Annotated in this window: 21 protein-coding genes; 3 read left to right on the top strand and 18 right to left on the bottom strand. The window is 60.5% G+C overall.

The genetic code is table 11. The features are described 5' to 3' along the window. Positions 1 to 23: 23 nt before the first annotated feature. The 3 genes from J5W70_RS03705 to J5W70_RS03695 all read left to right on the top strand — a co-directional run bounded on the left by J5W70_RS03705 (position 24) and on the right by J5W70_RS03695 (position 2,903). A complete protein-coding gene (locus J5W70_RS03705; RefSeq protein WP_215832938.1) occupies positions 24 to 596 on the top strand; it encodes a hypothetical protein in 573 nt (190 codons plus the stop codon). A 92-nt stretch (positions 597 to 688) separates the two neighbouring features. Beyond that, positions 689 to 1,210, top strand: coding sequence for a hypothetical protein (locus J5W70_RS03700; protein ID WP_180973674.1), 522 nt, complete (start codon positions 689 to 691; stop codon positions 1,208 to 1,210). A gap of 478 nt (positions 1,211 to 1,688) precedes the next feature. Next, on the top strand, positions 1,689 to 2,903 hold the full coding sequence (locus J5W70_RS03695; protein ID WP_215443262.1) for a M20 metallopeptidase family protein: 1,215 nt from the start codon (positions 1,689 to 1,691) through the stop codon (positions 2,901 to 2,903). Between the two features lie 27 nt (positions 2,904 to 2,930). Here J5W70_RS03695 and J5W70_RS03690 read toward each other — a convergent pair whose 3' ends face one another. From J5W70_RS03690 to J5W70_RS03605, 18 genes are all read right to left on the bottom strand, one after another. Beyond that, the gene (locus tag J5W70_RS03690; protein ID WP_022396591.1) at positions 2,931 to 4,094 is read right to left on the bottom strand and encodes a 3-dehydroquinate synthase; all 1,164 of its coding nucleotides are present in this window, start codon (positions 4,092 to 4,094) and stop codon (positions 2,931 to 2,933) included. 36 nt (positions 4,095 to 4,130) lie between these two features. Then, positions 4,131 to 5,711 carry a S1C family serine protease gene (locus tag J5W70_RS03685; RefSeq protein WP_215832937.1) on the bottom strand — a complete coding sequence of 527 codons (1,581 nt, stop codon included), beginning with the start codon at positions 5,709 to 5,711 and terminating at the stop codon, positions 4,131 to 4,133. A gap of 5 nt (positions 5,712 to 5,716) precedes the next feature. Beyond that, on the bottom strand, positions 5,717 to 7,288 hold the full coding sequence (locus J5W70_RS03680; protein ID WP_022397724.1) for a S1C family serine protease: 1,572 nt from the start codon (positions 7,286 to 7,288) through the stop codon (positions 5,717 to 5,719). Between the two features lie 42 nt (positions 7,289 to 7,330). Further along, entirely contained in the window at positions 7,331 to 8,452 is a 1,122-nt protein-coding gene (locus J5W70_RS03675; RefSeq protein WP_022397723.1) for a hypothetical protein, read from the bottom strand. A 46-nt stretch (positions 8,453 to 8,498) separates the two neighbouring features. Then, positions 8,499 to 9,107, bottom strand: coding sequence for a 3-isopropylmalate dehydratase small subunit (gene leuD, locus J5W70_RS03670; RefSeq protein WP_022397722.1), 609 nt, complete (start codon positions 9,105 to 9,107; stop codon positions 8,499 to 8,501). Between the two features lie 19 nt (positions 9,108 to 9,126). Further along, positions 9,127 to 10,539: a 3-isopropylmalate dehydratase large subunit gene (gene leuC, locus J5W70_RS03665; RefSeq protein WP_022397721.1), complete on the bottom strand. Its 1,413-nt coding sequence runs from the start codon at positions 10,537 to 10,539 to the stop codon at positions 9,127 to 9,129. Between the two features lie 156 nt (positions 10,540 to 10,695). After that, positions 10,696 to 11,382 carry a lipoyl(octanoyl) transferase LipB gene (lipB, locus tag J5W70_RS03660; RefSeq protein ID WP_022397720.1) on the bottom strand — a complete coding sequence of 229 codons (687 nt, stop codon included), beginning with the start codon at positions 11,380 to 11,382 and terminating at the stop codon, positions 10,696 to 10,698. A gap of 34 nt (positions 11,383 to 11,416) precedes the next feature. Next, complete coding sequence (locus tag J5W70_RS03655; protein WP_180970925.1) at positions 11,417 to 12,385, bottom strand: N-acetylmuramoyl-L-alanine amidase family protein; 969 nt, start codon at positions 12,383 to 12,385, stop codon at positions 11,417 to 11,419. Between the two features lie 205 nt (positions 12,386 to 12,590). Beyond that, the gene (recA, locus tag J5W70_RS03650) at positions 12,591 to 13,631 is read right to left on the bottom strand and encodes a recombinase RecA (protein WP_022397718.1); all 1,041 of its coding nucleotides are present in this window, start codon (positions 13,629 to 13,631) and stop codon (positions 12,591 to 12,593) included. A 223-nt stretch (positions 13,632 to 13,854) separates the two neighbouring features. Beyond that, positions 13,855 to 14,805 (bottom strand): cell division protein FtsQ/DivIB, encoded by a 951-nt coding sequence (locus J5W70_RS03645; RefSeq protein WP_215832936.1) that lies wholly within the window; start codon positions 14,803 to 14,805, stop codon positions 13,855 to 13,857. A 47-nt stretch (positions 14,806 to 14,852) separates the two neighbouring features. Then, a complete protein-coding gene (locus J5W70_RS03640; protein WP_022397716.1) occupies positions 14,853 to 15,788 on the bottom strand; it encodes a D-alanine--D-alanine ligase in 936 nt (311 codons plus the stop codon). Between the two features lie 23 nt (positions 15,789 to 15,811). Then, entirely contained in the window at positions 15,812 to 18,109 is a 2,298-nt protein-coding gene (gene murC, locus J5W70_RS03635; RefSeq protein WP_022397715.1) for a UDP-N-acetylmuramate--L-alanine ligase, read from the bottom strand. Then, positions 18,102 to 19,226, bottom strand: a complete 1,125-nt coding sequence (gene murG / locus J5W70_RS03630; protein ID WP_022397714.1) for an undecaprenyldiphospho-muramoylpentapeptide beta-N-acetylglucosaminyltransferase — start codon at positions 19,224 to 19,226, stop codon at positions 18,102 to 18,104. Before murG ends, murC begins: the two co-directional genes overlap by 8 nt. Then, positions 19,223 to 20,365: an FtsW/RodA/SpoVE family cell cycle protein gene (locus J5W70_RS03625; RefSeq protein WP_022397713.1), complete on the bottom strand. Its 1,143-nt coding sequence runs from the start codon at positions 20,363 to 20,365 to the stop codon at positions 19,223 to 19,225. Before J5W70_RS03625 ends, murG begins: the two co-directional genes overlap by 4 nt. A gap of 27 nt (positions 20,366 to 20,392) precedes the next feature. Next, on the bottom strand, positions 20,393 to 21,193 hold the full coding sequence (locus tag J5W70_RS03620; RefSeq protein ID WP_022397712.1) for a LysM peptidoglycan-binding domain-containing protein: 801 nt from the start codon (positions 21,191 to 21,193) through the stop codon (positions 20,393 to 20,395). A gap of 23 nt (positions 21,194 to 21,216) precedes the next feature. Continuing rightward, positions 21,217 to 22,527: a UDP-N-acetylmuramoyl-L-alanine--D-glutamate ligase gene (gene murD / locus J5W70_RS03615; protein ID WP_022397711.1), complete on the bottom strand. Its 1,311-nt coding sequence runs from the start codon at positions 22,525 to 22,527 to the stop codon at positions 21,217 to 21,219. Between the two features lie 11 nt (positions 22,528 to 22,538). Then, positions 22,539 to 23,642: a phospho-N-acetylmuramoyl-pentapeptide-transferase gene (mraY, locus tag J5W70_RS03610; RefSeq protein WP_022397710.1), complete on the bottom strand. Its 1,104-nt coding sequence runs from the start codon at positions 23,640 to 23,642 to the stop codon at positions 22,539 to 22,541. Positions 23,643 to 23,647: 5 nt separating this feature from the next. Further along, positions 23,648 to 25,021 carry a UDP-N-acetylmuramoyl-tripeptide--D-alanyl-D-alanine ligase gene (locus J5W70_RS03605; RefSeq protein ID WP_022397709.1) on the bottom strand — a complete coding sequence of 458 codons (1,374 nt, stop codon included), beginning with the start codon at positions 25,019 to 25,021 and terminating at the stop codon, positions 23,648 to 23,650. Position 25,022: the final 1 nt, after the last annotated feature.

Here is a 25,022-nt window from a genome sequence, read left to right as displayed (position 1 = left end):
TCTTGCTGCAATCGGACTGTTCGATGTCTTCGTCGCAATCACAGGAACAGGGGCACGGGCAACCGCCTTCCTCCGGCTCGCTGGAGGAAGAAGAGAGGGAACTGGAACTACTGCTGGAAGAGGAACTGGAGCTGGAAGAACTCGATGAACTTGACGAGGACCAGGAAGAACTGCTTGACGAGGAAGAGCTGGAAGACGGAGCGCTGCTGGAGGAATCCGGCTCCTGGGGCACCAAGGAACTGCTGTGGAAACTGGAAGACGACCAGCTGCTTGAGGAACTGGACGAGGAAGAACTCGAACTGCTGGAGGACGACGAACTGGAAGAAGAAGGCGGCGCGCTGCTGGAGGAATCCGGAGGCTCGGGAGCCGAAGAACTCGGCTGGAAACTGGATGAAGACGAAGAGCTGCTGGAAGAAGAACTGCTTGACGAGGAGGAGCTGGAACTGCTGCTGGGCTTGGGATCAAACTCAAACGAATCTCCTCCCCCCGCCGAACTGCTCGACGAGTCCCCTTCTTCCATCTCCTGGTACAGGTTGACCAGAGTCAGGACGGTTTCTCCCTCCTTGTCGGCGGGAGTGTTTTCCGCCAGCAGGTAATAATCCAGGTCGGGTTTTCCTTCCTTGTCGCATATCAGGGCAATGCAGAACTCGGCTTCCGACCCCTGGTCGGGCTGGTGTTGATGGACGATATGGCACCAGTAGTATCCCTGTTCAAACTGGATCTGGCGGCGGAGGGGGGTGGAAGAGCCCGGCTCCGTGGAGAGTTTCAGATCCTTGGCGGGAATGGAAAGGGAAATGGAAGAGTGGGCGTGGAGGTGGAGAAAACAGGTGGCGGGAGCCATGACCTTGAGGTATCCGAACCATTCGTGGCGGGTAGGGGAGGAAGCAATCCGTTTGGGGATAAGGACGGGAGCGGAGAGGCCATTGACCAGGAAGTTGCCCTGAGGCTGGCCGTTGGGGTACATGGGAATGAAGGGGTAGACGGTGTCCATGGCGCCGATGTTGAAAGTGTTGTTCATGATCTTGAAATTGAAGTTGCCAAACAAACACAGCCAGAATGGGGAACATTTCCTACCGGTGAAATACGCCTGTTACGTTATGGAAAAAAGATGAAAAGCTTCATGGAACAGTTGTTTCCTTTGATTTATTTCTATAATTACTGGGTACAGTCATATAAGGGAAATCTTCCAGAGCCGCCGCCCCGAGCTTGATTAATACCAGACCGCTTCTGATTAATTTCCAGAAATCTTGAATAGGGTATAGATGGAATCCGTGTTTAGAGTGAACATGATTTCAACTTCTGAGGTATTGTTAGATTGGACGAAAACGGTGATGGTTTCTTTTGCCGATTTTTTGTTGTTAAAAGTACACTCTAGAATTCGAATAATATGGATTTGTAGTTATTTCTTGTTACTGAGGGCAGGAAGACAAAGTTTTTTATTTTCAACTCTCCTATACTTTTTCTTATCTCTTTTGAAATCATCATATAAATAAATTCAATAATTTATATTTAATTTCATGAAAGCTCAAAGGTGGAGAACCTGCAAGGAGTGATTGGTTCGATTTTACGGAGGTTATTGGCAGGGTTTATGTTTGATCTTTGAAAATTCTGAAATGATGGCACAGTTTTATGGAATGAAAGTCGTTGCGCGTTGTCTGACTAAAAACAGTCCTTCCCGTTTTAAAAACATGCAAATATCATTGTTGACCTTGCTGGTCCTTCTTCTCCAGACTTTTTCGGCCATGGCGCAGCAACCGGAGGTGCAGAGCGCCGCCAGGGACGCCGTGGAGTGGCGGCACCATATCCATGAGAATCCGGAATTGTCTTTTGAAGAATACAAGACGAGCAATTATGTGGCGGACCTGCTTGCCTCGTTCGGCCACATTGAAGTTCTGCGGCCTACGAAGACCTCCGTGGTCGGCATTCTGCGCGGCGGAAAGCCCGGGAAAACCGTCGGCTTCCGGGCGGACATGGACGCTCTTCCCGTGCAGGAGGAGACAGGATTTTCCTTTGCCAGCAAAACACCGGGCGTAAGCCATGCCTGCGGGCATGACATGCACACGGCCATGCTGCTGGGAACGGCCAAGGTTCTTGCCTCCATGCAGAAGGAATTGCCCGGCACGGTGTATTTCATTTTCCAGCCCGGGGAGGAAAAATCGCCCGGGGGCGCCCTTCCGATCATCAAGAGCGGAGTTCTCAAAGGCGTAGACGCCATCTTCGGTGCGCATGTGATGCCCAATGAACCTGCCGGGTCCATCGGCATTCTGCCGGCGGGGGCTGCCTCTTCCTCGTCGGACGGTTTTTTCCTCACCATCCAGGGGAAGGGTTCCCATGGCTCCATGCCGCAGCTGGGCGTGGACCCCATCGTCACGGGCTCTGAAATCGTGATGGCGCTGCAAACGGTCGTCTCCCGCAATGCGACGCCCGGGGACATGGCCGTGATCACCGTGGGAAAATTCCAGTCCGGCAACGCTCCCAACGTCATTCCGGACAAAGCGGTGCTGGGAGCCTCCATCCGTTCCGTAACGCCGGAAACCCGCAAACTGCTGGAAGAACGCACCCGGTCCGTCATCGACCATGTATGCAAGGCCAATGGAGCGCAGTACAAGCTGGATTACGTTCTGGGCTATCCGTCCATCCAGAATAACGCTGCCCTGCGGGAACTGGCGAAGAAGGCGGCTGTTGAAGCCGTGGGTGAGAAGAACGTTTTTGATTCTCCCAGAATACCGGCCAGTGAGGATTTCTCCTATTATGCGCAGGTAGCGCCCACTTATTTCATGACCATCGGTTCCGGGGACGGCCCTGCGAATCACAATCCCGGATTCAAGGCGGACGACGGAGCGATTCTCAACGGAATCAAGGCGGAGGTCCGGATTATCCTGGATTACCTGAACTCCAAATAAAAGGAGGAAGGCAACAAGGAAAGGCCCCTATTCCTGACCGGAGCAGCGGGCGGCCTCCTGCATTTCCCGGATGCATTCCTCCATTAGCGCGGCGTCTATTTCATGGACGTCCTTCCCCCGGCCTATCCCGGTAAGCATCAATACCGTCAAATGGCCGCCAAGGTGCTCACGGAAGGCTTCCAGGCCCTTCAGCACTTCGCATGCGCCATCCTCCGTCCTGCGGGAGAGCAGAGGGTGGAACACGGGCAGTCCCAGGGCTTTCAGTACGGAGACGATTCTTTCCGCCTCCGCAGCAGGCAGCCATCCCTTCCTGACGGAATAAAGGATGTCCAGGCACATGCCCACGGAAACGGCTTCAGCATGGCCCAGCGTGTAGCCGGACATGGTTTCCATGTAATGGGCGGCCCAGTGCCCGAAGTCCAGGGGGCGGCTGGAGCCCAGTTCGAAGGCGTCCCCGCCGCATGCGATGTGTGAGGCGTGCAGCAGCGCGGAACGCTCCACGGCATATTCCAGCGCGTCCCGCTCGCAGGCGGCCAGTGCGGCATCATTCGTTTCCAGCCAGTTAAAGAAGGAGGCGTCTTTTACCACGGCCACCTTCACCACTTCCGCCAGGCCGGCCCTTTTAAGGGAGAGGGGCTGGGAATGAAGGAACAGGAAGTCGTTAAGCGTGGCCCAGGCTACGGCGAAGGTGCCCAGGTAGTTCTTCTGCCCCATGAAGTTGATTCCGTTTTTGACGCCCACGCCGGAATCCGCCTGGGAAAGGGTGGTGGTGGGCACGCGCAGCAGCCGGATGCCGCGGTGGGCAGTGGCGGCGGCAAAGCCCGCTACGTCCAGAAACGCCCCGCCTCCCACGGCAATGATGTAGGAATGGCGGTCGATGCCCGCTTCCACAATGTGGCGGAGGGCCTTTTCCCACGCGGCAAAGCCGGTTTTGGCCACTTCCCCGCCCGGAACGGAACGGCAGCCGGCATAGGCCAGTTCTCCGGCGTTCTTTTCAAAATAACGGTCGATGTCCGCCGGGAGCTGAGGATAAAACCGTTCCAGTCCTTCCTCCATGAGGACGAGGACGCGGCCTCCGGGCCTCTGCTCCATCAGGCTGGCCAGCGCATCGTTTTCCGGACGGAAGGCTCCGTGGGTAAAGCCCGTTCTATAGGGAAAATCCAGCCGGATATTCAGCGTATGAAGGGACATTTCAGAAGGAATGCAATGGAATGGCTCGCGGCTTTCCTAATCCCTGCGGAGCACGGGAACAGCCCTCATCTGGATGAAGCGGTCCGCCTTGGCGGCCTCTTTCTGGGACATGTACATGGTGTACGGCTGCTGGGCCACCTCAATGCGGTGCGTGCCGCCGGGGGCGGGAAGGTCCAGGAGCTGGTTGAGGTGCCTGAAGCTTTTCACCTGCACGCCGTTTACTTTTTCCACAATGGAGGGGCTCATCTGGGCATACCCCAGCGTGGCCTGGGTGGGGAGCGCCATCAGGAAGACTACGATTTCATCCACACCCTTCTTCCGGATATCCTCCTTCTTCTGAATGGCTTCCACCAGGTTGAGGGGGGGGCGGTTCTTGCTGAGTTTGTTGATTTCCCCCACCAGGGCGCCCGTCAGTGGAACGAACACCAGGCCGCCGTAAATGCGGTAGGGGGGATTGGCAATGAAGGGGGAAGGGTTGACCAGATCCCCCTCCAGCGCGCTCCTGTCCAGTTTGACGTCCAGCGTCATGGGTTGGCTGACGCCGTCCTTCCCCTTGCGGCGGATGCCCAGCGTAATGATATCCCCCGGCATGGCGGAGTCACGGAACAGGACGTTGGCGGAAACGGGGCCCAGCGCGGGGTCCCTGATCAGGCCCTTGCTGTCCAGCGGAATGCCGTTGACGCTTTCCACCACGTCTCCGGGACGCACGCCTGCCTTGTAAAAGGAACCGTAGACAGGCAGTTTCACCACGTAAAAGCCGCCGCCGGTTTCCGGAAGGCCCAGGAACTTGCGGAAAACGGGGTCGGTCAGTTCCGTGACCTGGGTGCCGTCCGCCGGGAAGCCGGTGTAATTGCCGGACCGGGCCTGTTGGAGGAACCGGGAAATCATGGTATGGGTCACGGCCAGCGCCTTCTGGGCGGAAGGATCGCAACTGGCGCTGAGGGCCACCAGTTTATTATCCCTCATGATGGGGTTGCCCGCGCCGCCTTTCAGAGGCGTGACGGAGGATTTGACATTGTACAGGACAAAAGGTTCGCTGTTGGTGAAAGGGCTGGAGCTTTCCGTTGCCAGAAGGGTTCCGGACGTAGTGATGGGGAGGCCGTCGTCATTGAACTGCCAGAAGGTCACCTTGTCGCCCAGGCGCGGGGCGTTCCCCAGCGTGACGGGCACCAGCTTGTCCAGGAAGGCGGCGTCTGCCTCGTTTTTCAGGCGCAGCAGGGCAAGATTGGCTTCCGGGTCAAAGGCGGTCACGGTCACGGGAACCGTTTGGGAGCCGTCCGCGGAGGTCACTTCCACGAAGCTGGCGGAATAAACGATGTTGGCCGCCGTCAGAATATTGCCGTCCCCCAGGTAAATGCCGAAGCCCTGGCTGTACGCCGGGTTTTCCTTGCTCCACGGCTGGACCATGGCATAGCCCTGGTTGGTGGCGTTAATGCCTACCATGGAGTTGGTGGGAGAAGGGAGCTGCGCCGGAGCGGCCGTTTCCTCCACCTGTTCAGGCGGTGTTTCCGGCTGCTGCCCGGGCTGGGGTTCGGGAGCGGTTCGTCCGGCTTCGCGCGGCTGGCAGCCGCCGAGCAGAATCAGGGAACCGAGGGCGAAAAGGGAAAGAATTTTCATGGCGGTTAACGGGCGGGGTTGGTGTTCCGGTCAGGCTGGCGGCCGGGAATGGCGCTGTCCAGACGGGCGTTTTTCGGGATGTTGTAGGTTTTGGAGATGCGCTTGTTGGCCGCCTCCATGGCCTTGCCTTCAAAGATCAGGGGGCGTTCCCCGTTTTTCAGTTCAATAATCACGTATTCCGGCATATTCTTCGGATAAAGGAGTTCGTAGGCGTGGGTGAGGCCCTTGACCTTCACGCCGTTGATTTTTTCCACGATGGCGTTGGAGATGGAGCCGGACAGGCGCGCGTTCACTTCATCGTCCAGCACCTTGGTGATGATTACCATGTCTTCATGGTCCACGCAGCCGCCGTCTTCCTGGTAATCCCGGATATCCAGGGCGACGTCCAGCATGGAGATGTCTGCCGCCGCAAGCACATTGCGCTGGATGGGCTGGAACACCAGGCCGCCGAAGACGATATAGCGGGGCATCTTGTCGTATTCCGCCATCAGCAGATCCTTGGAGAGAGAGGGCTTCATCACCATCTCCACCTTCATGGGCTTGCCGTCGCGGATGATATCCAGCGGGAGCCGGTCATCCTTGAAGCAGCGTTCAATGAGCTCTTTCATGCTGATTTTCTGGCCGTCCAGCTCAATCATGGCGGAGCTGTCCACGTCGTAGCCGTCCACCTTCATCAGCAGGTCCCCGTTGCGGAGTACTCCATCGGCGGAGGAGCCCTTGAGCACTTTGCCGATCAGGACGCCCTTCTCGTCGTCCGGCAGGCCGAACGCCTTGCGCATGGCGGGATTCAGGATGGGCGCGGCCTGGATGCCCATGTCCACGTAGCCGTCATAGACGCCGTCCTTGATGTCCTCCAGAAAGTGGCGGATGACGGGCGTGGGAATCACGTAGCCCGTGTTGTTGGCGTTGTTCAGGCCCTGGAAGGCTACGCCGATGACTTTGTCCCCCATCAGGGCGGGGCCCCCGCTGTTGCCCGGATTGATGGCAGCGTCCACCTGGATGGTCAGGTGTTCCGTGTTGCGGGGGTGGGCATATGTGGTGAAGTCAATGCGGGAGACTACGCCGCGCGTGACGGAAAGCCTGTTGCCGCCGATGGGGTAGCCGATCACCCTCACCTCGTCTTCCAGGTGGGGCAGGTTCTTGCTGAATTCAAAAGGCCGGATGCCCTTGAAGGGCTTGGGGTCGTCCGCTTCCAGCAGGGCCAGGTCCGCGTCATGGGCGATGAATTTGACCCTGGCGGGAATTTTGCGGGAATCCCCGTACATGGAGATGTAAATGCGTTCCGCGTTGCTGACCACATGGGCGTTCGTCATGAAGGCGTTTTCCCCGATCAGGAAGCCGGTGCCGATGCCGCCCTGGTAGCGGCCCGTATCCCATGGAGTGGCGTAGTCCGGCGTCAGGGAATCCACTTCGATCTTCACGACTCCCTTGTACTGGTCATTGATGGAAACGACGGGGCCGGACATGACCTTGTCCACCCCGAAGTCTGAAATGGAAACGGCCGGTTCATCCGCGTAGGAAAAAGCGGCGGCGGCCAGGACTGCACACAGTCCTTGGAGGCAGGTATGGAAGTGCATGGTGGTCTGTAGTGAAGAGGTAATGTTGTGAAAGTAAGTTGGTTATAGATTGCTTTTCCGGCTTTGGGTTGCCAGGCTTTCCTGGAAGGAGTTGACTTCCTCCAGCAAGGAGGAAAAACGTTCCGTCACCTCGTCGTCTACCTGGCTGCGGCGGATGTCCAGCGCGGCTACCGTCTGGCGCGTCTGTTCCACGCACAGGGCCATGCGGGCGGCCATGGTGCAGTAGTCCGCATCGTTTTCCTTCTCCTGGAGCAGGCAGGAGAGAATGCGCGGGGTGATGTAGCGGATGCAGTAAAAAATCTGGTTCAGGGGTTCCGGCGGTTCCGTCCGGTTCCTCTGGGATTTGTTGATCTCCCGGCTGAACTGGCGCTGGCACAGGTCCGTCAGCTCCATGACCTGCTGGAAGAGGGGGTGGAACATGCAGGACTGCACTTCCTGGGCCTCCTGTTCGTTGAGGATGTCAAAGAGGCTGAGCATGCCGGTGCTTTTGCAGGAACACGGAGTGCCCGTTTCCTCCGACTGGGCGATGTTGTCAAGCACGTCGTCCCAGCCCATCACAAAGGCCAGGCGGATGTCTCCGGTGGGGTTCAGCCTGTATTTCTGGAACACTTCCTGGTAGGCGATGGCGATGGCTTCCGCCTCCCGCAGGCGCTTGTCCCAGTGGTGGTCGGGCAGGTTGCCGTCTTCCTGGGTATTGGCATAGGTTTTGGACCATTCCTTCACCTGGGTGCGCAGCATCTGCTGGTTCGCCATGATCTGAACCTGTTCCTCGCAGGAATCCATGATCCATTCGGGGAGGGAGACCTTGATGGAAAAGGCCGTGCTTTCCAGCAGCACCATGTCGTGGTGGCTGGTGAACCATTCCAGGTACAGGGAGTTTTCCATGGTTTTCTTCCCCTTGACGGGCATGCGGCGGCTGGCCGTCATGTCCCCCGCCACGCCCCGGATGTTTTCCGGGAGCTGGGTAAGTTCCGCAGGGAGCATCCGGGGGGAGGGGTTCCTGAAATCGACCAGGCATCCGGCCAGGTCCTGGAGGCAGTCCCCCTGCAGGGTGATATTCACCGGATGGGGCATCCCCATAAGCTGCAGCGCAAGCTTGACGGTTCCGCGTTCACGGTTGTCCAGCGTGCCGTAGTGGACGTAGTCTGTAATTCTGAAAATCATATGGGGAGGTGGGGGATAGAGGGGGTAGGGAGAGGTCAATGTTGAATCAGCAGGAGGCTGTTACCTGGGGCAGTTCCGCATTTTTCTTTTCCACGGCATCCATGTTGACAAGCAGTTCCGCAATGGAATCCCAGCGGCCCCGGCTCAGGGCTTCACGGGCTTCCGCCGGCATCCGGATGGGGAAAGAACCTTCCTTCCAGGAGGCTGTCATGTTCAGGAGGTCGATCGTCACTTCCGTTTCCGGATGATCGGAAATGTACCGGGTCAGTGCGGCAATGTCATCCGCGGACGCGCACACGCAAGGGAGGCCGATGCCGGTGCTGTTGCCGAAGAAGATTTCCGCAAAGGATTCCGCGATGACGGCTTTGATGCCGGAGCGTTTGATGGTTTGCGGAGCGTGTTCGCGGGAGGAACCGCAGCCGAAGTTGGAGCCGCCCAGGATGATGGAAGCCCCCTTGAAGCGGGGATCGTCCACCGGATGGGATTTGGACTGTCCGTTTTCGTCAAAGCGTTCGTCCCAGAACATGACTCCCGCCAGCTCGTCAAACGTGATGCACTTGAGGAAGCGGGAGGGGATGATGCGGTCCGTGTCCATGTCCGGTCCGGGAACGGGAACGCAGGTGCCGGTGATGGAGGTGAATTTGGTCAGAGACATAAAGGAAAAAGTTGGAAAGTTAATTCAGGGAAAACACGTCGCGCGCGTCGGAGACCTTCCCGGTCAGGGCGGCGGCGGCCACCATGGCGGGGCTCATCAGCAGGGTGCGCCCGGTGGGGCTTCCCTGGCGGCCCTTGAAGTTCCGGTTGGAGGAACTGGCGCAGAGCTGGTCCCCCTGGAGCTTGTCCGGATTCATGGCCAGGCACATGGAGCAGCCCGCCAGGCGCCATTCAAAGCCGGCTTCACGGAAAATGTCCGCGATGCCTTCCTCTTCACACTGCCTGGCAGTCATCTGGGAGCCGGGAACGGCCAGGGCCCGGATGCCGGGAGCCACATGGCGCCCCTTGATAAGGGCGGCTACTTCCCGGAAATCCGAGATGCGGCCATTGGTGCAGGAGCCTACGAAGCACACCTGCACCGGCAGTCCCTTGAGGGGCATGTCCGCGGGGAATTTCATGTATTCCAGCGCCTCATTGATCATCTTCCGTTCGTCGTCGTTCCTGGCGGAGGAGGGGTTGGGCGTGCTGCCGCTGATGCCCGTGTTCTGGTCCGGGGAAATGCCCCATGTCAGCGTCGGTTCAATGGCGGCTCCGTCAATCTCCACGATCTCGTCGTACTCCGCGTCCGCATCGGAAGCGAAGCTCAACCAGCGTTCCACGGCCTTGTCCCAGTCCGCGCCGGTGGGGGCGAACAGACGGCCCTTAATGTATTCCACCGTGGTCTGGTCGGGGTTCACGTAGCCGCAGCGGGCCGCGCCTTCAATGGACATGTTGCAGAGGGTCATGCGTTCGTCCATGCTCATGGCGTCTATTACGTTGCCGCCGTATTCATAGGCGAAGCCCAGGCCGCCCTTGGCGCCCAGAAGGCCGATGATGTGCAGGGCCACGTCCTTGGCGCGCACGCCGGGGGCCAGTTTCCCGTTCACGTTGATGCGGCGCACCTTGAGCGGGCTGAGGGCCATGGTCTGCGTAGCCAGCACGTCGCGCACCTGCGTGGTGCCGATGCCCATGGCAATGGAGCCGAACGCGCCGTGCGTAGCCGTGTGGGAGTCCCCGCACACGATGGTCATGCCCGGCTGGGTGATGCCGAGTTCCGGGCCTACCATGTGCACGATGCCCTGGAGGCCGGTGGGGAGGTCGAAAAAGCGGATGTCGTTTTCCGCGCAGTTCCGGCGCAGTTCCTTGATCATGGCGTCAGCCGTGGCGTCCGCGAACGGTTCCGCCTGGTTGTCCGTGGGGATGATGTGGTCCACGGTGGCAAAGGTGCGTTCCGGGTGACGCACGGTTAGGCCCAGGTCCCGGACCATTCCGAAGGCCTGCGGAGAGGTGACTTCATGCAGCAGATGTGTAGCGATGAACATTTGCGTTCTTCCGTCCGGCAGGATGCCGACGGAATGAGCGTCCCAGATTTTTTGGAAAAGTGTTTTCCCCATAACTGGTATAAGCATCCGTCCGTTCGGGAACCGCGTCAAGATGCAAGGACGTATTGCTGACACGGTCTGTGTCTTACAGGAAGTGTTTTTTTGAACATTTCCCCTGCATTCATGGTCTGAAATGGCCGCTTCCCAGCCTTTGGCGCATTTCCGTCTTCAAGGGAAGAAGGATTTTTCATGCTCTCCGGCACACTCTGCACCTTCTGAATTCCGGTGGAATTTTTCCTTCCACAGTGTTACAAAAGTGTCTCCGAACCGGTCCAGCAGGTCGTCCTTCTGCCCGGATTCCGGCATTTCCTGTTCCAGGCAGGTCATCTGCACGCCCTGGATGCCGCACGGAGTGATTGCCTGGAAGGGGGGCAGGGATTCGCGGGTCACGTTGAAGGCGAAGCCGTGCATGGCGATCCATTTTTTCACCCCTACGCCGATGGAGGCTATTTTGCGGTCCTCCACCCATACGCCCACCAGCCCTTCCCGGATGCGGGCCTGTACGCCGAATTTGGCGCAAGCTTCAATCAAGGCGTTTTCCAGGGCGGTGACGTAGTTGTGCAGGTCCCTGCCACAGCGGTTCAAATCCGTGATGGGGTACCCTACGAGCTGGCCGGGGCCGTGGTAGGTGGCCTGCCCGCCACGGTTGATTTCATGAACGGGGAAGGGGAGCGCGGAACCGGGGTGCAGGCTGGCGTGGTCGCGCGTGCGCCCGATGGTATAAACCCCGGCATGTTCCAGCAGAAGCAGGTCATCTTCCCGTTCCGGGTCTTCCTGATGGGCCCGGACCAGTTGTTCCTGAAGTTCCAGGGTTTCCTGATAGTCTGCCAGGCCGGGAATGCGGATGATGTTCATGCTGCGGAGGGGCAACCCCCGGTAAGTGCGGGGCTTAACGCGTTCTGCGCACCTGCTGGCCCAGGGCGGTGCGGTACTGGCGCACGGCGGCGGCCAGGGAGGAGGCCATGAAGTTCTGGTAGCGCTCCGTGGAGATGAGCAGGGCTTCCTGCGGGTTGGACATGAATCCGCCTTCCACCAGAATGGCCGGGTGCTTGATGGTGCACAGCACGGAATAGCGGGCGCGCTTGATGCCCCGGTCAACCATGGAGATGCCTTCTTTGATGGCGAGGGGCCCTTTCAGCATGTGCCCCTGCACGGCTGTAGCCAGGGCGATGTTCATGCTGTCTTGGGAGTTGCCCTGGAGGGCGTCCTGGCGGATGTTGCGGGACATGGAGGAGGAAGTGCCCGCAGGGGCCAGCGTGAAGGTTTCCACCCCGCGGGCGGAGGGGCCGCCGTCATTGAAGTGGATGCTGATGAAGATGGCGTTGCTGTGCCTGTTGGCGATGCGGACGCGGTCCTGGAGGGTAATGAAGTTGTCCGTGTCACGGGTCATCACCACCTGGTAGCCCATGCCCTTGAGACGGTCCCGCAGTTTTTTGGCGACGGAGAGGTTGATGTCCGCCTCCCTGCTGATGCGGTTGCGCGTGCCGCTGTCATGGCCGCCGTGGCCGGGGTCAATGACTACCGTATTGAAGCTGCGGCGGTTGGCGATGTAAGTGGGGCGCAGGACCGGGTCAATGATTTTGTGCAGGTCCATGTTGGAGACCATCAGCCCCTTGGACGGATGGTCCGCCACGGGATAGGAAAGCACGAACTTCATGTTGTTCATGAACATGTCCTGGCTGTGCGCCTGCATGCGTATCTGGATCTTTTCCGGCACTTCGTAAACTTTCTGCCGTCCTTCCGTACGTTCCCGTGTCAGTTTATAATGGGTGCGCACCTCGGACATCGGAATGTACTGCACGCCGTTGATGGTTTCCGGGTTCCATCCGAAGGCCGTGGACAGCGTCAGCAGAAACATGCCCAAAACGCCGAGCACGGCTGCAAATGATGTGCGAGAGGTCGGATACATAGGACGATATCGCGTTCAGACTAACGGATTTTTCATGACGCACAAGAGAAAAGTTTCCGTGAAAGATTCTTTTGCGCCCGTCTCCGGAAAGAGAAAAGGCGGCTCCCAAAAGGGGGAGCCGCCTTGAATGAGTGGGAACAGGGAAGGAGCCGGATTATTTGGCCGCCTTCTCGTCCATCTTGGCCTTGACCAGTTCTTCGATTTCCTTGTACAGGTCAGGATTGGACTTGAGGGCTTCCTTCGCGGCGTCCCTGCCCTGGGCGATCTGGCTGCCGTTATAGCTGATCCAGGAGCCGCGCTTCTGGATGATGTCATACTCCATCGCCAGGTCCAGCAGGCTTCCCACGGAGGAGATGCCTTCATTGTACATGATGTCGAACTCGCATTCCGTGAAGGGGGGCGCCACCTTGTTCTTGACCACCTTGATCTTGGTGCGGTTCCCGGCTACGGAGCCGTCGCTGGCCTTGATCTGGCCGATGCGGCGGATGTCCACGCGCACGGAAGCGTAGAATTTCAGGGCGCGTCCTCCGGGAGTGGTTTCCGGGTTGCCGAACATGACGCCGATTTTTTCACGGATCTGGTTGGTGAAGACGCAGACGGTGCGGGCCTTGGAGATGAAGCTGGTGAGCTTGCGGAGGGCGGCGGACATCAGGCGCGCCTGGGCGCCCACCGTGGAGTCTCCTATTTCGCCTTCCAGCTCCTGCTTGGTGACCAGCGCGGCCACGGAGTCCACCACGATGACGTCAATGGAATTGGAACGCACCAGGGCTTCGCAGATTTGCAGGGCTTCTTCCCCGGAGCTCGGCTGGGAGACCAGCAGGTCGTCCAGGTTGACGCCCAGGCGGGCGGCGTACTGCGGGTCCAGGGCGTGTTCCACGTCAATGAACGCGGCTAGGCCGCCGGCTTTCTGGGCCTGGGCGATGGCCGTCAGGGTCAGGGTGGTTTTACCGGAGGATTCCGGCCCGTAGATTTCCACGATGCGGCCGCGTGCGAAGCCGCCCACGCCCAGCGCGCGGTCAATGAGAAGATTGCCGGTGGGGATGACGTCCACTTCCATCTTGACGTTGTCTCCAAGGCGCATGATGGCGTTTTCTCCGAAGTCTTTCTGGATTTGGGAGAGGGCCAGGTCAAGGTTGCGCTTGCGGGCCGCTGCCAGTTTTTCCGCTTCGGGTGATAAAGGTGTTTCGTTGCTCATAATATCGTGGAAAGTATAGCTTGCGCGGCGTTATTGGCAAGTGTTCAATAGGTCTTCGCGGCCTCATTTCCCGTTGAGAAAGAATAGAATTCTGACATGGGGGAAAACCTGTGAAAACCAGGTGTTTCGCTCGGGAGGAATTGAGGAAAATATGGGAGAACGATCCCGGGAGAAGGCCGGGAACGGGGAAAAACCGCTTCCGGCAGGGGACGCCGGCACGGCGTCATTCCTCAATTGGTTCCGCAAGGGGGATGTCCTCGTAGGAATCGTCGAAAATGACGGGGATATTGTGCTCCGGAATCAGGTTGATGGCGCTGATTTTCCGGTGCGTCTGGCGTGCGTGCCGGAGAGCGCGGGACAGTTTTTCCACCTGGTGCTCCAGGCCGTAATGGCTGAAGGTGGCCTGGCAGTCGTTGGAGAAGCGCACGCAGAAGGACCAGTCGTTGGGCGTGGTGATGGAGACGATGCTGGGCAGGTATTCCGTCACCGTGCCGGAGAGCAGCTCAATCAGCTTCATGGGCGCTTCCAGCTCCCGGATGCCGACTCCGTAGCTGAGCTGGCCGGAGCTGGGCGGCCTGAGCGTGACGGAGGGCATGTGCCTGCCCTGGATGTAGGGCAGGTGGACCTGCTCCATACAGGGGAAGATGAAGCCCTCCTTGTCCGCCAGAACGCCGTATTTGGCGTCTCCCGGGTGGACGCCCAGTTCCGGGCAGTCAATCCATGCCACAGGGATGCGCGCGTCAATGTCCACCAGCAGCGTAGGATTGGAGGATATCTGGCGCTTGACGGCCGCCCGGCGGATGGCCGGGCATTTTTCCAGCCGCTGTTCCAGTTCCGCAGCATCCATGGAAAAGATGTTGTCCTTCGGGCCTATCCCCATGACGGCGAAAGCCTGCTCGGAGTTGAAAATGCCGTTGCTTTTCAACGTGACGGTGTCGATGGAGAGCCAGTCGTACTTGAGGATGTAATCCGTCCAGAGGAAGACGATGGCCCCGATAAGGCCGAAGATGAGCGTGTAAACGGTGACGATGTGGTACAGCTTGCGCCGGAAGAGCCAGAAACGGTAGTTCCTGCCCTTGCGCTCAATGGTTTCTTTTCTGGCCTCCCGTTCCAGCAGGAGCATTTCCGGCCTTTTGGCGGAGCGGGGGACTGGCGTTGTGGCTTTGTGCGACATCGGGGGGTGTGGGATGGGCGACTCCCCGCCCTCTGTCAAATATTACGCTATTTCCGGGGGGTGGCTAGCGATAATTCCGCTATTTTTTCGCAAAGGGCCTCGTAGGACCAGCCGGCGGCAGCCGCCGCCTTGGGGAGCAGGCTGGAGGGGGTCATGCCGGGAATGGTGTTAATTTCCAGCACGAAGGGGGAGTCGTCTACCTCGCGCAGCAGCACGTCCACGCGGCCGTACACCTCCACGCCGGCGGCGCGGTAGGCCTTCAGGGCGGCCTCCTGCACCTTGGCGGCGGTTTCTTCCGGAAGGTCCGCCGGGCAGATGTAATCCGTGCCTCCGCCCATGTTCATCCACGGGTACTTGTTGCTCAGGTCATAGAAGCCGGAGCGGGGGCAGATGTGGATGACCGGGAGGGCTTCCCCGTCCAGAACGCCCACCGTAAGTTCACGGCCTTGAATGAATTCCTCCACCAGCACGGTGGTGCCGTGGGTAACGGCTTCCTCCATGGCGGGGAGCACGTCTTCCTGCTTGTGGACGATGTGGACGCCCACGCTGGAGCCCTCGCAGGGAGGCTTGATGACGAAGGGAAGGGGAAGGGACGGCATCACGATGCCGCCGGAGCAGTCCAGGATTTCCGCGCGGGGGGTGGGAACCCCGGCTTCCAGAAATACCTTCTTGGATTCGGACTTGTCAAAGCACAGGGCGCTGGAACGGGAACCGGCTCCCGTATACGGAACGCCGCGTTCCTCCAGAATGGCTTGAAGGGCCCCGTCCTCGCCGAAGGTGCCGTGAATGATGTTGTAGGCCAGTTCCGTGCCTTCCGGCAGCCGGAAGTCCGGACCATGTACGTCCACCTCCGTTACGTCGGTAAACCCGGCCTGGCGCAGGGCGCCGTAAACGGACTTTCCGGAGACGAGGGATACTTCCCGTTCCGCTCCGGGGCCGCCAAGGAGAAGGGCAATCTTGAGGTCGCGCTTGAGAGTGCTCATGTTGAAATAAAATAATGAATGGGTTAAAACTGGGGTTCCCGGTCTCCGATGACCTGAGCTTCCGATTTCAGGTCAATGCCGCGGTTTTCCATGGCTTCCTTCCGGATCATGTCAATCAGGATGGTGATGTCCCGCGCCCTGGCATGGCCGCGGTTGATGATGAAATTGGCGTGCACGTCTGACACGCAGGCATCTCCCACGCAGGCGTTTTTCAGGCCCAGCTCGTCAATGAGCCTGCCCGCCGGGATTTCCTCCGGGTTCTTGAAGATGCAGCCTGCGCTGGCTCCTACGGGCTGGGTAAGCTTGCGCTTGGCGCGGGCTTCTTCCAGGCGCTGCTCCATTTCCTGGGGGGAAGCGGGCTGCGTCTCAAACACGGCCTGAAGAACAAAATTATGGGCCAGGTCCGGAATGGAACGGTACTGGGCGTTCAGTTCCTCCTTTGTGTGACTGCGGATTTCCCCGTCTTCATCCAGGCAGACGACGGAGACGAGGTTTTTAATCATGTCCATGCCCATGGCCCCGGCGTTCATGCGGAGGCTTCCTCCCACATTGCCTGGAATGCCGTCCATCCATTCCAAGCCGCCCAGGCCGTTCTGGACGGCGGTGGAAACCAGCTTTTTCAGCCGCACTCCCGCGCCGGCGGAAAGGCGGTTCCCCTGAATTTCCAGGACGTCGAATTCGCCTCCGGAGGGGTGGATGACGGCGCCGCGCAGGCCGCCGTCCCTGACGATGATGTTGGAGCCGCGGCCAATGACGTGCACGGGAATGTTCCTGTCCCTGCAATAATTGACGGCCGTCTGCATGCCGGAGAAGGTGGAGGGCTCCAGCCAGTACTGGGCGCAGCCTCCCACCCTCATGGTGGTGTGGCGTGACATGGGTTCGTACAGCTTGCCTTCCAGGGATTCGCCCGCGGTGCGTTCCAGATCCTCCAGCAGAGCCAGGTCGCGCGCGATGCGCATGCCGCATTCGTGGACGTTTCCGGCCCCCAGCGTCAGGAACAGGTCTCCGGGTTTCAGCGCGTTGCCGATGGCGTGGTGGGCCGTGCCCAGGTCGGGAAGGTAATGGGTTTCCACCGGGCCGTGCCTGTGCATGGCGTCGATGATGGTCTGGCCGCTCACTCCTTCAATGGGCAGTTCGCTGGCGGGGTAAACGTCCGCCACAAAGACGAGGTCCGCCGCCTGGAGCACCTTGCCGAAGTCGTCCGCCAGCATCTGGGTGCGCGTGTAGCGGTGCGGCTGGAAGTAAACCACCAGGCGGTTCGGCTGGAGGGAGCGGGCGGTCTGGAGCGTGGCGGCTATCTCCGTGGGATGGTGGCCGTAATCGTCCACAATCCGGATGGTGGGGGAAAGGTATTTGGTCTCAAAGCGGCGCTTGGCCCCGGCAAAGGAAGCCAGGCCGCGCGTTATCGCCGGGAAGTCCACGCCCAGTTCCGTTGCCAGCGCAATGGCCGCCAGGGAATTCAGCACGTTGTGGCGTCCGGGAATGCCCAGCTCCACGCGGCCCAGTTCCTCTTCCCCTTTCAGGACGGTGAACAGAGTGCGGCCGCGGCGTTCCAGGATGTCCGTGGCGGTGTAATCCGCACCAGACCAGCCGTAGGAAACGGAATTGGGATAGCCGGCGCATACGTCCGCTGCGCCGGCATGGGCGCGGCAGTAAATGATCATGCCCCGCGTCTGGGAGCAAAGCTGGTCAAACACGGCCTTGATTTCATCCAGGTCCTTGTAATGGTCCAGGTGTTCCGGCTCAATGTTGAGGACGATGCTATGCTCCGGGATGTAGTTCACCAGCGTGCCGTCGCTCTCGTCCCCTTCCGCCACCAGGTATTCGCTGTCCTCGTTCCAGTGGGCGTTGGTGCCCAGCACGGGGATTTCCGCCCCTACATAGTGGCACGGGCGCATGCGGCCTTCCCGCATCAGGTGAGCGCAGAGGGCCGAGGTGGTGGTTTTGCCATGCGTGCCGGAGACCACGACGCCCTTCTTCCCGTTCAGGATGGCCGCCAGGCATTCCGCGCGGCGCATGCAGGGAATGTTCAGTTTGCGCGCGGCGGAAAGGGCCGGATTGTCCTCCCGGATGGCGCTGGAATAAATGACGATTTCCGCGTCGGAGACGGCGTCCGCTGAATGCGGGCAGGAAAAAGAAAGTCCCAGGCTCTGTAGCCGTTCGGTTTCCGTGCTGGTCACCCGGTCGCAGCCGCTCACCCGGTGCCCCATTTCCATCAGCATGAGCGCCAGGCCGGACATGCCGGACCCGGCCACCCCGATGAGGTGGAGACGTGCCGGATGTTCCCTGTCCATCAGGCGTTTGCGTAAAGTCTCAATCATGGATGGCTGCATGGTCCGTGTTTTCAATGACATTGGCGATGCGGGATACTGCATCAGGCGTATCCAGACGTAAAGCACATTCATTCATGGAGGCCAGCAGGGAGGAATCCTTGAAGACTTCATTCAGAAAAGCCGCAATATCGTCCGGCGTAAGGGTGTTTTCACGCATCATGCGCGCCGCGCCATGGGCCGCGAAGACGCGCGCGTTGTGCGCCTGGTGGTCGTCCGCGGCGAAGGGGTAGGGAACCAGCAGGGCGGCCTTCCCCATGTGGGCCAGCTCCGTCAGGCTGGACGCCCCGGAGCGGGAAATGACCACGTCCGCCGCGGCGTACGCAGTCGCCATGGCGGAACAGAATTCAATGACGTGCACATGGGGCATGTCCGCCGTCAGCTGGCTGACGCGCGCGAAGTCAGCAGAGCCCGTGATGATGAGAAAATCGCACAAGTCCGCGCATTGCCGTGCTGCTTCAATGACCAGTGAATTCAGGTTCCTGGCGCCCTGGGAGCCGCCCATCACCAGGGCCACGCGGCGGTCCCGGGGCAGGTGGAGCTCCGCCCTGGATTCATTCCTGTCCTTCCTGGCCACCATTTCCTGGCGCACCGGGGTGCCGGTGACAATGCATTTGGCGGGGTTGAAGTAATGCCTGGCTTCCTCAATGCCCAGCAGCACGTTCGTGCAGCATTTGGCGGTCATGCGGTTGGCCTTTCCGGGCAGGGCGTTGGAATCGTGCACGTAGGTGCGGATGCCCTTGCGGTGGGCGGCGTAAACGGGGGGGAAGGAAGTAAAGCCGCCCATGCCGATGACGACGTCCGCATTCACCTCGTCCAGAAGGCTGCGGCTGAAACGGATGGCTTTGTACAGCCTGAGCCCGAAGCCCAGCAGGGACATGGACGGGATTTTGGGCATCGCGATGGCCTCAATGGTGCGGAAATTGAGATCGCCGTAATTCTTGCTGGCCTGCGCATCCACCTTCTTCTGGGAAATGAGGAGGGTGACGTTGTGGCCGCGCTTTTTAAGTTCCTGGGCTACGGCTATGCCGGGGAAAAGGTGCCCCCCCGTGCCGCCGCAGGCAATCACGATGTTCAGGGTGGGACGCGAGGGAGAGGGTTCAGTCATAATCTTACGTCAATGGAGCGTTCGTCTTTGCGGGTGATTTCACAGTTGGGCTGTGCACCGGTGGAAAATCTCTGAATGCTGGTGAGCATGCCCAGGGCGGCCAGCGTGAAGACCAGGTTGGTGCCCCCGAAGCTGATGAAGGGCAGCGGCAGCCCGGAGTTGGGCACGGCGTTGGTCACCACGGCAATGTTCAGGATGGCGGGGCAGAAGATGATGGCGACGATCCCCACGGCCAGGAACCGGCCGTAGGCGTCCCGGCACTGCATGGCTACGCCGATGCCCGCATAGGTCATCAGGAAATAGCAGAGCAGGACGAACATGGTTCCGTAAAAGCCGAACTCCTCCCCAAGCGGGGCGAAGATGAAGTCCGTATGGGCGAAGGGAAGCGTGCCGTGCTTTTCCGCGCTGTTGCCCAGGCCCACCCCGTCCAGGCCGCCGCGGGACAGGGCGATGGAGGCGCGGTACTGTTGGAGCCCCGCGCCCAGGCGGTGGGCGTCCAGGTCCTTCCAGGCCAGGAAGCGTTCCAGGCGGTTGGCGTTGCTCTGCACCAGAACGTACAGGGCCGCTCCGGCGAGCGCTAGGGCGCCGCCCAGGTAAATCTTGCGCGTGCCGGCCACGAACATCACGCAGAACGCGGCCAGGGCCAGCGCTACGGAGGTGCCCATGTCCTTTTCAAAAAGAATCAGCGCCAGCGGAATGCCGAAGATGACGCCGGGCATCACGAACCCCCACCAGAAGGAGGTAGTGCGGTCCCGGTACAGGGCCAGCCAGTTGGCCAGCGCCATCATCATGCAGAGCTTGGCGCATTCACTGGGCTGGAACTGCATGCCGATGGTGATCCAGCGGCGTTCCCCGTTGATCTCCTTCCCGATGCCCGGCACGTAGCACAGCACCAGCAGGAAGCAGGCGAACCCCAGAATCCACCAGATATACTTCCTCCATATCCGGTAATCTATCCGGGAGAGGATCATGGCCCCCACCAGCCCCGCGCAGGCAAAGGCGGTCTGCTTGAACAGGGGCTCGTACGGGTGCTTGGTTTCTTCCGCCCAGGCCGCCGTGCTGGATACCATCACCAGGCCCACGACCAGAAGGCAGATGACGAAAAACCAGACCAGAATCATGCAGACTTTGGAAGACATGGCGGCAGGGGCGGGAAGAGAAAGAACTTACTTCTTGGGAATCATGATCTTTTGACCGATCTTGAGGCGTGCTACGTCCCGGTCGTTCATCTTGTTGAATTTCTGGAGGGAGCGCCAGTTCATCTTGTACTTGCGGGCGATTACGGAGAGGGTTTCACCCTTCTTCACGATATGCGCCACGCCGTCCGGTTCCGTTTCCGCGGCGGCGGTTTTTTCCGGCGCCATCTTGTCGCCGGGGCGTGCCGGAATGACGAGCGTGCTTCCGCTGACAAGGCGCTGCACCCTGGGATTGACGGCTTTCAGGTCATTGACGGCCACCTGGTTGTCACGGGCGACCCGTTCCCACGTATCCCCCGTGCGCACGATGTGGCGCGCAGGACCTGCCACCGGAGCGGCGTCCGGAATGTGTTCCTGCACGGCGGGAGCCGGCCGCCTGTTCGGGCGCGCGTCCACCACCTGTTCCGGCTGCGTGATGGTGACCGGAGCTGCGGGAGCGGCCTGGGGAGCCTGGGGCAGAACCGCCGGGGGAGCCGCAGGAACGGGCGTCTGGGAAACGGTGGGCGGCGCGGGAAGGGCGGTTGCCATTTCCACGGTCTCCGTCGTATTCCTGAACCAGGTGCTGCGGACATAGACGCCGCCGATAACAAGAAGATGGAGAAGAAGGAGGACGACGAGCCAGCGCACGACGGTGCTGCTGGGAGCGTCATCTTCAAATTCGGAGACGCGTGCGCGGTATCTGCTGAGCTTGGCACGGAGCACGGTGCCCATTTTGCGTTTCGGACGGGTGCGTCCGGTCGGATTGTGATCGGGGGTCTTGGTCGTTTTCATGATGGTGGGTTTCTGGTGGGTTGTCAGGAAAGGGGGGAGAGGGCGTTCACCGCGTCCCGGAAGGCCTGGCCGCGCTGGACGTAGCCGGTGAACATGTCAAAGGAGGAGGTGCCGGGGGAGAACAGGACGGTGTCTCCCGTCCTGGCGCGGGCGCGGGCCTTGGCCACGCAGTCCGCCACGTCCGCTGCTTTTTCCGTGGGAACCACGGGGGAAAAGGCGTCCTGGAGCTGGTCCGCAATCTGGCCGAATACCACGCAGGAGCGCACCTTTTCCTTTAGCATGTGCCGCAGGGGCAGGTAATCCAGTCCCTTGTCCTTGCCTCCGGCAATCAGGATGACCGGGGAATTCTGGGATTTCAGCGCTGCTTCCAGCGCGTGCAGGTTCGTGGCCTTGGAATCGTTCAGCCACAGCACGCCGTCCAGCGTGCGGACGGTCTCGCAGCGGTGGCCGGGGGGAGTGAACTCCTTCAATACTTCCGCAGCCGTTTCCGCGGGAATGCCCAGGTGGCGGCAGGCTAGCACGGCGGCCATGGCGTTTTCCGCGTTGTGGCGCTGGTTTAGGGTGGTATCCGCCAGGTTCAGCAGGGGCTTGTCTCCCTCCATGACCTGCGGTTCCCGGTAATAAAGGTCCGCCGCCGGATCTTCCGAACTGAAGGTGCGGACGGGGGCTTTCAGGTGCGGGAGCCTTTCCCCGGCGCGCACGACGGCCAGGTCTTCTTCCGTCTGGTTGTCGAAAATGTGCAGCTTGGCGTGGTAGTAATCCTCCACGGACTTGTAGCGGTCCATGTGGTCCGGCGCAAAGTTGAGCCATACGGCCACGTCCGGGTGGAAGTCACGGATGGTTTCCAGCTGGAAGGAACTGACCTCCAGCGCCAGCACGTCCGGCACGGAATCCCGGAGCAGGATTTCCGCCATCGGGACGCCGTAATTGCCGCAGGCGACGGCCGCCTTTCCGGCGCGAAGCAGGATTTTTTCCACCAGGGACGTGGTGGTGGTTTTTCCGTTGGTGCCGGTGATGGCGATGATGCGGCCATGGTAGAAGCGGCAGGCCAGCTCCATTTCACCGATGGTTTCCACGCCTTCCCTCCCGAAGGCCCTGACAAAGGGGCTGTCCGTCTCAATGCCGGGGGAGATGACCACCAGGTCCGCACGGAAGGCCCGCCCGTCTTCCTCCGTGGCGGCGGCGTGCAGCGGAATGTCTTCCGGCCAGCCGCCGACGGAGGCGGAGGCGTCAAACACGCGCACCCGGGCGCCATGCTTCATGGCGAGGCGCGCCGCGGCGCGTCCGCTTCTTCCCGCTCCCAGGACGGCGATGTTGAGGTTGTTGAGCTGCATGTTCGTGGTTGTCAGGCGGTGGTGATCAGGAAAAGGCCCAGGAACGCCAGCAGGAGGCTGATCATCCAGAAGCGGGCAATCACCTGGGTTTCCTTCCATCCCTTGAGTTCAAAATGGTGGTGGATGGGAGCCATGGCGAAGATGCGTTTGCCGTGGCGCAGCTTGAAGCTGCCTACCTGGAGAACGACGGATGTGGCCTCCATGACGAAAACGCCCCCGATGACGATGAAAAGAAGCTCCTGCGCCGTGCAGACGGCGGCCATGCCGAATGCTCCGCCCAGGGCCAGGGAGCCGGTATCCCCCATGAAGACCCTGGCCGGGTAGCAGTTGTGCCACAGGAAACCCAGGCAGGCGCCCACCAGGGCCATCATGAAAACGCTGATTTCCCCTGCGCCGGGGTGGAAGGGGATGTCCAGGGAATCCGCCATCAGCCAGTTCCCGCAAATGGCGGCAATGATGGCGTAGGAGATGCCCGTGGTGACGGAGCAGCCGGAGGCGAGGCCGTCCAGTCCGTCCGTCAGGTTCACCGCATTGGAGGCGGACATGACCACCACGACGCCGAAGGGAATGTAAACGTACCACGGCAGGTTCACCTGGCCGTAGAACGGAATGAACAGGGAGGAAACGTAGTCATGCAGTTCCACGCGGGGGCTGCCTTCCGGGTACAGGTACAGGAACGTGACGCCCGCCAGCCCGGCCAGGAACTGGATGAAGAGTTTTTTACGCGCGGAAATGCCGTCCGAGGTTTTCTTGGCCACCTTCAGGTAGTCGTCCCGGAAGCCCAGCAGTCCCAGCGCCAGGGTGACGAACAGGCAGGAGATGATGAAGGGATTGTTCATTCTGGCGCACAGCAGGGTAGCCGCCGTCATGGAGCCTACGATCAGCACGCCGCCCATGGTGGGAGTTCCCGCCTTGGCTCCGTGGAGTTCCGCCAGCTTGTGCACTTCCTCCGCGGTCCTGATGGGCTGGCCGATTTTCAGGGAAATCAGCGCGCGGATTACCCGCGGGGCGAACATCATCGTCAGGACAAAGGAGATGAGGCAGGCCAGCAGGGCTCTCCCTGCCGGTTCTGCAAGCGCCCCCGCGGGGCTGAGCTGTTCAATGAAGGAATGCATAAAATTTACTGGGGCGGAAAGGTGAGGTTCATGACTTGCTCCATCCGGGCAAGGCGGCTGCCCTTGAAAAGGACGATGTCTCCCGGCGCCGTGTGGCTGCGGAGCCATTCGGCGGCTTCCTCTGCGGAGCCGAAGTTCAGTCCTTTGGTGGATGAGTTCGGAGAAATGGCGTCCGTAATCCGGGCGGCGTCCGTTCCCACGCTGACCACGCAGTCAAAGCGGAGCTTTTCCGCCGTGCGTCCCACCAGCGCGTGCCCTTCTTCGGAAAACGTTCCCAGTTCCCCCATTCTGCCCAGCACCGCAAAGCGCCTGCCGGTGCAGGAAAGCTCCGCTGCGGTGTGCAGGGCGGCCTGCATGGAATCCGGATTGGCGTTATACGTATCGTCCACCACCAGAATGCCGTTGGACCGGGTGCAGTGGAGCCTGCCGCCCGTGAGCTGCGCCCGGTTGAGGCCGGAGACGATCTGCTCCTTCGCAAGACCTGCCACCCAGCCGGCGGCGGCGGCCAGAAGCGCATTGGCCACCATGTGGCGGCCGTGGACGGGCAGTTCCACCACCTCCCGGCAGAAATCAGGAATGGAAAGGGTGAAACGCGTCCCATTCTCCGTCGAGACCGGGTTTTCCGCGCGGACGGTTCCGGAGTCAATGCCGCACTCAATGCACGCGGCGCGGGTGGACTGGCGGATCATCTCCGCATAATCGCAGTCCGCCGGGAAAATCATGAAGCCGTCTTCCGGCAGGCAGCGGGCTACCGTGCATTTTTCCCGGGCAATGTTTTCCCGGGAACCCAGGTATTCAATATGGGAGGTGCCGATGCTGGTGATGATGCCGATCTTCGGGCGCGTCATTTCACACAGGGGGGCCAGTTCTCCCGGATGGTTCATGCCCATTTCCCACACGGCGGCCTCGTCCGCCGGGGAAGCCCGGAGGATGCTGAGGGGAACGCCGATGTGGTTGTTCAGGTTTCCCTGCGTGGCGATGGTCCGGAGTCCCTGGGAAAGAACGGAGGCGGTCAGGTCCTTGGTGGAGGTCTTCCCGTTGGAGCCGGTCAGGCCGATGGCGGTGAGGGTCAGCCCGGCACGCCACCAGGAGGCCAGCTGCTGGAGGGCTTTCAGCGTATCCTCCACCAGGATGACGGCGCAGGAGGGGTCCATCCCTTCCTCCACGCGGCTGACGACGACTGCCGCCGCGGTGCGGGAGGCCTCCGGGGCAAACAGGTTGCCGTCAAACTTTTCTCCCCCCAGCGCGAAGAAAACGGCATGGGGCGGCAGGGCGCGGCTGTCTGTGCACACGCCTCCGGAAGCGACCCTGTCAAAGGGGCCGCTGACCAGTTTTCCGCCGATGGCGTTGCAGATGCCGTGTGCCGTGAGGGAGGTCATG

Source organism: Akkermansia massiliensis, assembly GCF_018847375.1.
GTDB classification, from domain to species: Bacteria; Verrucomicrobiota; Verrucomicrobiia; order Verrucomicrobiales; family Akkermansiaceae; genus Akkermansia; species Akkermansia massiliensis.
Note: the sequence above shows the minus strand (reverse complement) of the source record. Positions and strands in the feature narration are given on the sequence as shown.

Bases quoted from the DNA above. Each gene is read 5' to 3' on its own strand.
- murC (WP_022397715.1), bottom strand. From the start codon at position 18,109: ATGATTGAGACTTTACGCAAACGCCTGATGGACAGGGAACATCCGGCA.
- J5W70_RS03700 (WP_180973674.1), top strand. From the start codon at position 689: ATGGCACCAGTAGTATCCCTGTTCAAACTGGATCTGGCGGCGGAGGGG.
- leuD (WP_022397722.1), bottom strand. From the start codon at position 9,107: ATGTCTCTGACCAAATTCACCTCCATCACCGGCACCTGCGTTCCCGTT.
- J5W70_RS03625 (WP_022397713.1), bottom strand. From the start codon at position 20,365: ATGTCTTCCAAAGTCTGCATGATTCTGGTCTGGTTTTTCGTCATCTGC.
- lipB (WP_022397720.1), bottom strand. From the start codon at position 11,382: ATGAACATCATCCGCATTCCCGGCCTGGCAGACTATCAGGAAACCCTG.
- J5W70_RS03605 (WP_022397709.1), bottom strand. From the start codon at position 25,021: ATGACCTCCCTCACGGCACACGGCATCTGCAACGCCATCGGCGGAAAA.
- J5W70_RS03620 (WP_022397712.1), bottom strand. From the start codon at position 21,193: ATGAAAACGACCAAGACCCCCGATCACAATCCGACCGGACGCACCCGT.
- J5W70_RS03680 (WP_022397724.1), bottom strand. From the start codon at position 7,288: ATGCACTTCCATACCTGCCTCCAAGGACTGTGTGCAGTCCTGGCCGCC.
- murG (WP_022397714.1), bottom strand. From the start codon at position 19,226: ATGACTGAACCCTCTCCCTCGCGTCCCACCCTGAACATCGTGATTGCC.
- leuC (WP_022397721.1), bottom strand. From the start codon at position 10,539: ATGGGGAAAACACTTTTCCAAAAAATCTGGGACGCTCATTCCGTCGGC.
- recA (WP_022397718.1), bottom strand. From the start codon at position 13,631: ATGAGCAACGAAACACCTTTATCACCCGAAGCGGAAAAACTGGCAGCG.
- J5W70_RS03695 (WP_215443262.1), top strand. From the start codon at position 1,689: ATGCAAATATCATTGTTGACCTTGCTGGTCCTTCTTCTCCAGACTTTT.
- mraY (WP_022397710.1), bottom strand. From the start codon at position 23,642: ATGCATTCCTTCATTGAACAGCTCAGCCCCGCGGGGGCGCTTGCAGAA.
- J5W70_RS03640 (WP_022397716.1), bottom strand. From the start codon at position 15,788: ATGAGCACTCTCAAGCGCGACCTCAAGATTGCCCTTCTCCTTGGCGGC.
- murD (WP_022397711.1), bottom strand. From the start codon at position 22,527: ATGCAGCTCAACAACCTCAACATCGCCGTCCTGGGAGCGGGAAGAAGC.
- J5W70_RS03675 (WP_022397723.1), bottom strand. From the start codon at position 8,452: ATGATTTTCAGAATTACAGACTACGTCCACTACGGCACGCTGGACAAC.
- J5W70_RS03685 (WP_215832937.1), bottom strand. From the start codon at position 5,711: ATGAAAATTCTTTCCCTTTTCGCCCTCGGTTCCCTGATTCTGCTCGGC.
- J5W70_RS03645 (WP_215832936.1), bottom strand. From the start codon at position 14,805: ATGTCGCACAAAGCCACAACGCCAGTCCCCCGCTCCGCCAAAAGGCCG.
- J5W70_RS03655 (WP_180970925.1), bottom strand. From the start codon at position 12,385: ATGTTTCTGCTGACGCTGTCCACGGCCTTCGGATGGAACCCGGAAACC.
- J5W70_RS03690 (WP_022396591.1), bottom strand. From the start codon at position 4,094: ATGTCCCTTCATACGCTGAATATCCGGCTGGATTTTCCCTATAGAACG.
- J5W70_RS03705 (WP_215832938.1), top strand. From the start codon at position 24: ATGTCTTCGTCGCAATCACAGGAACAGGGGCACGGGCAACCGCCTTCC.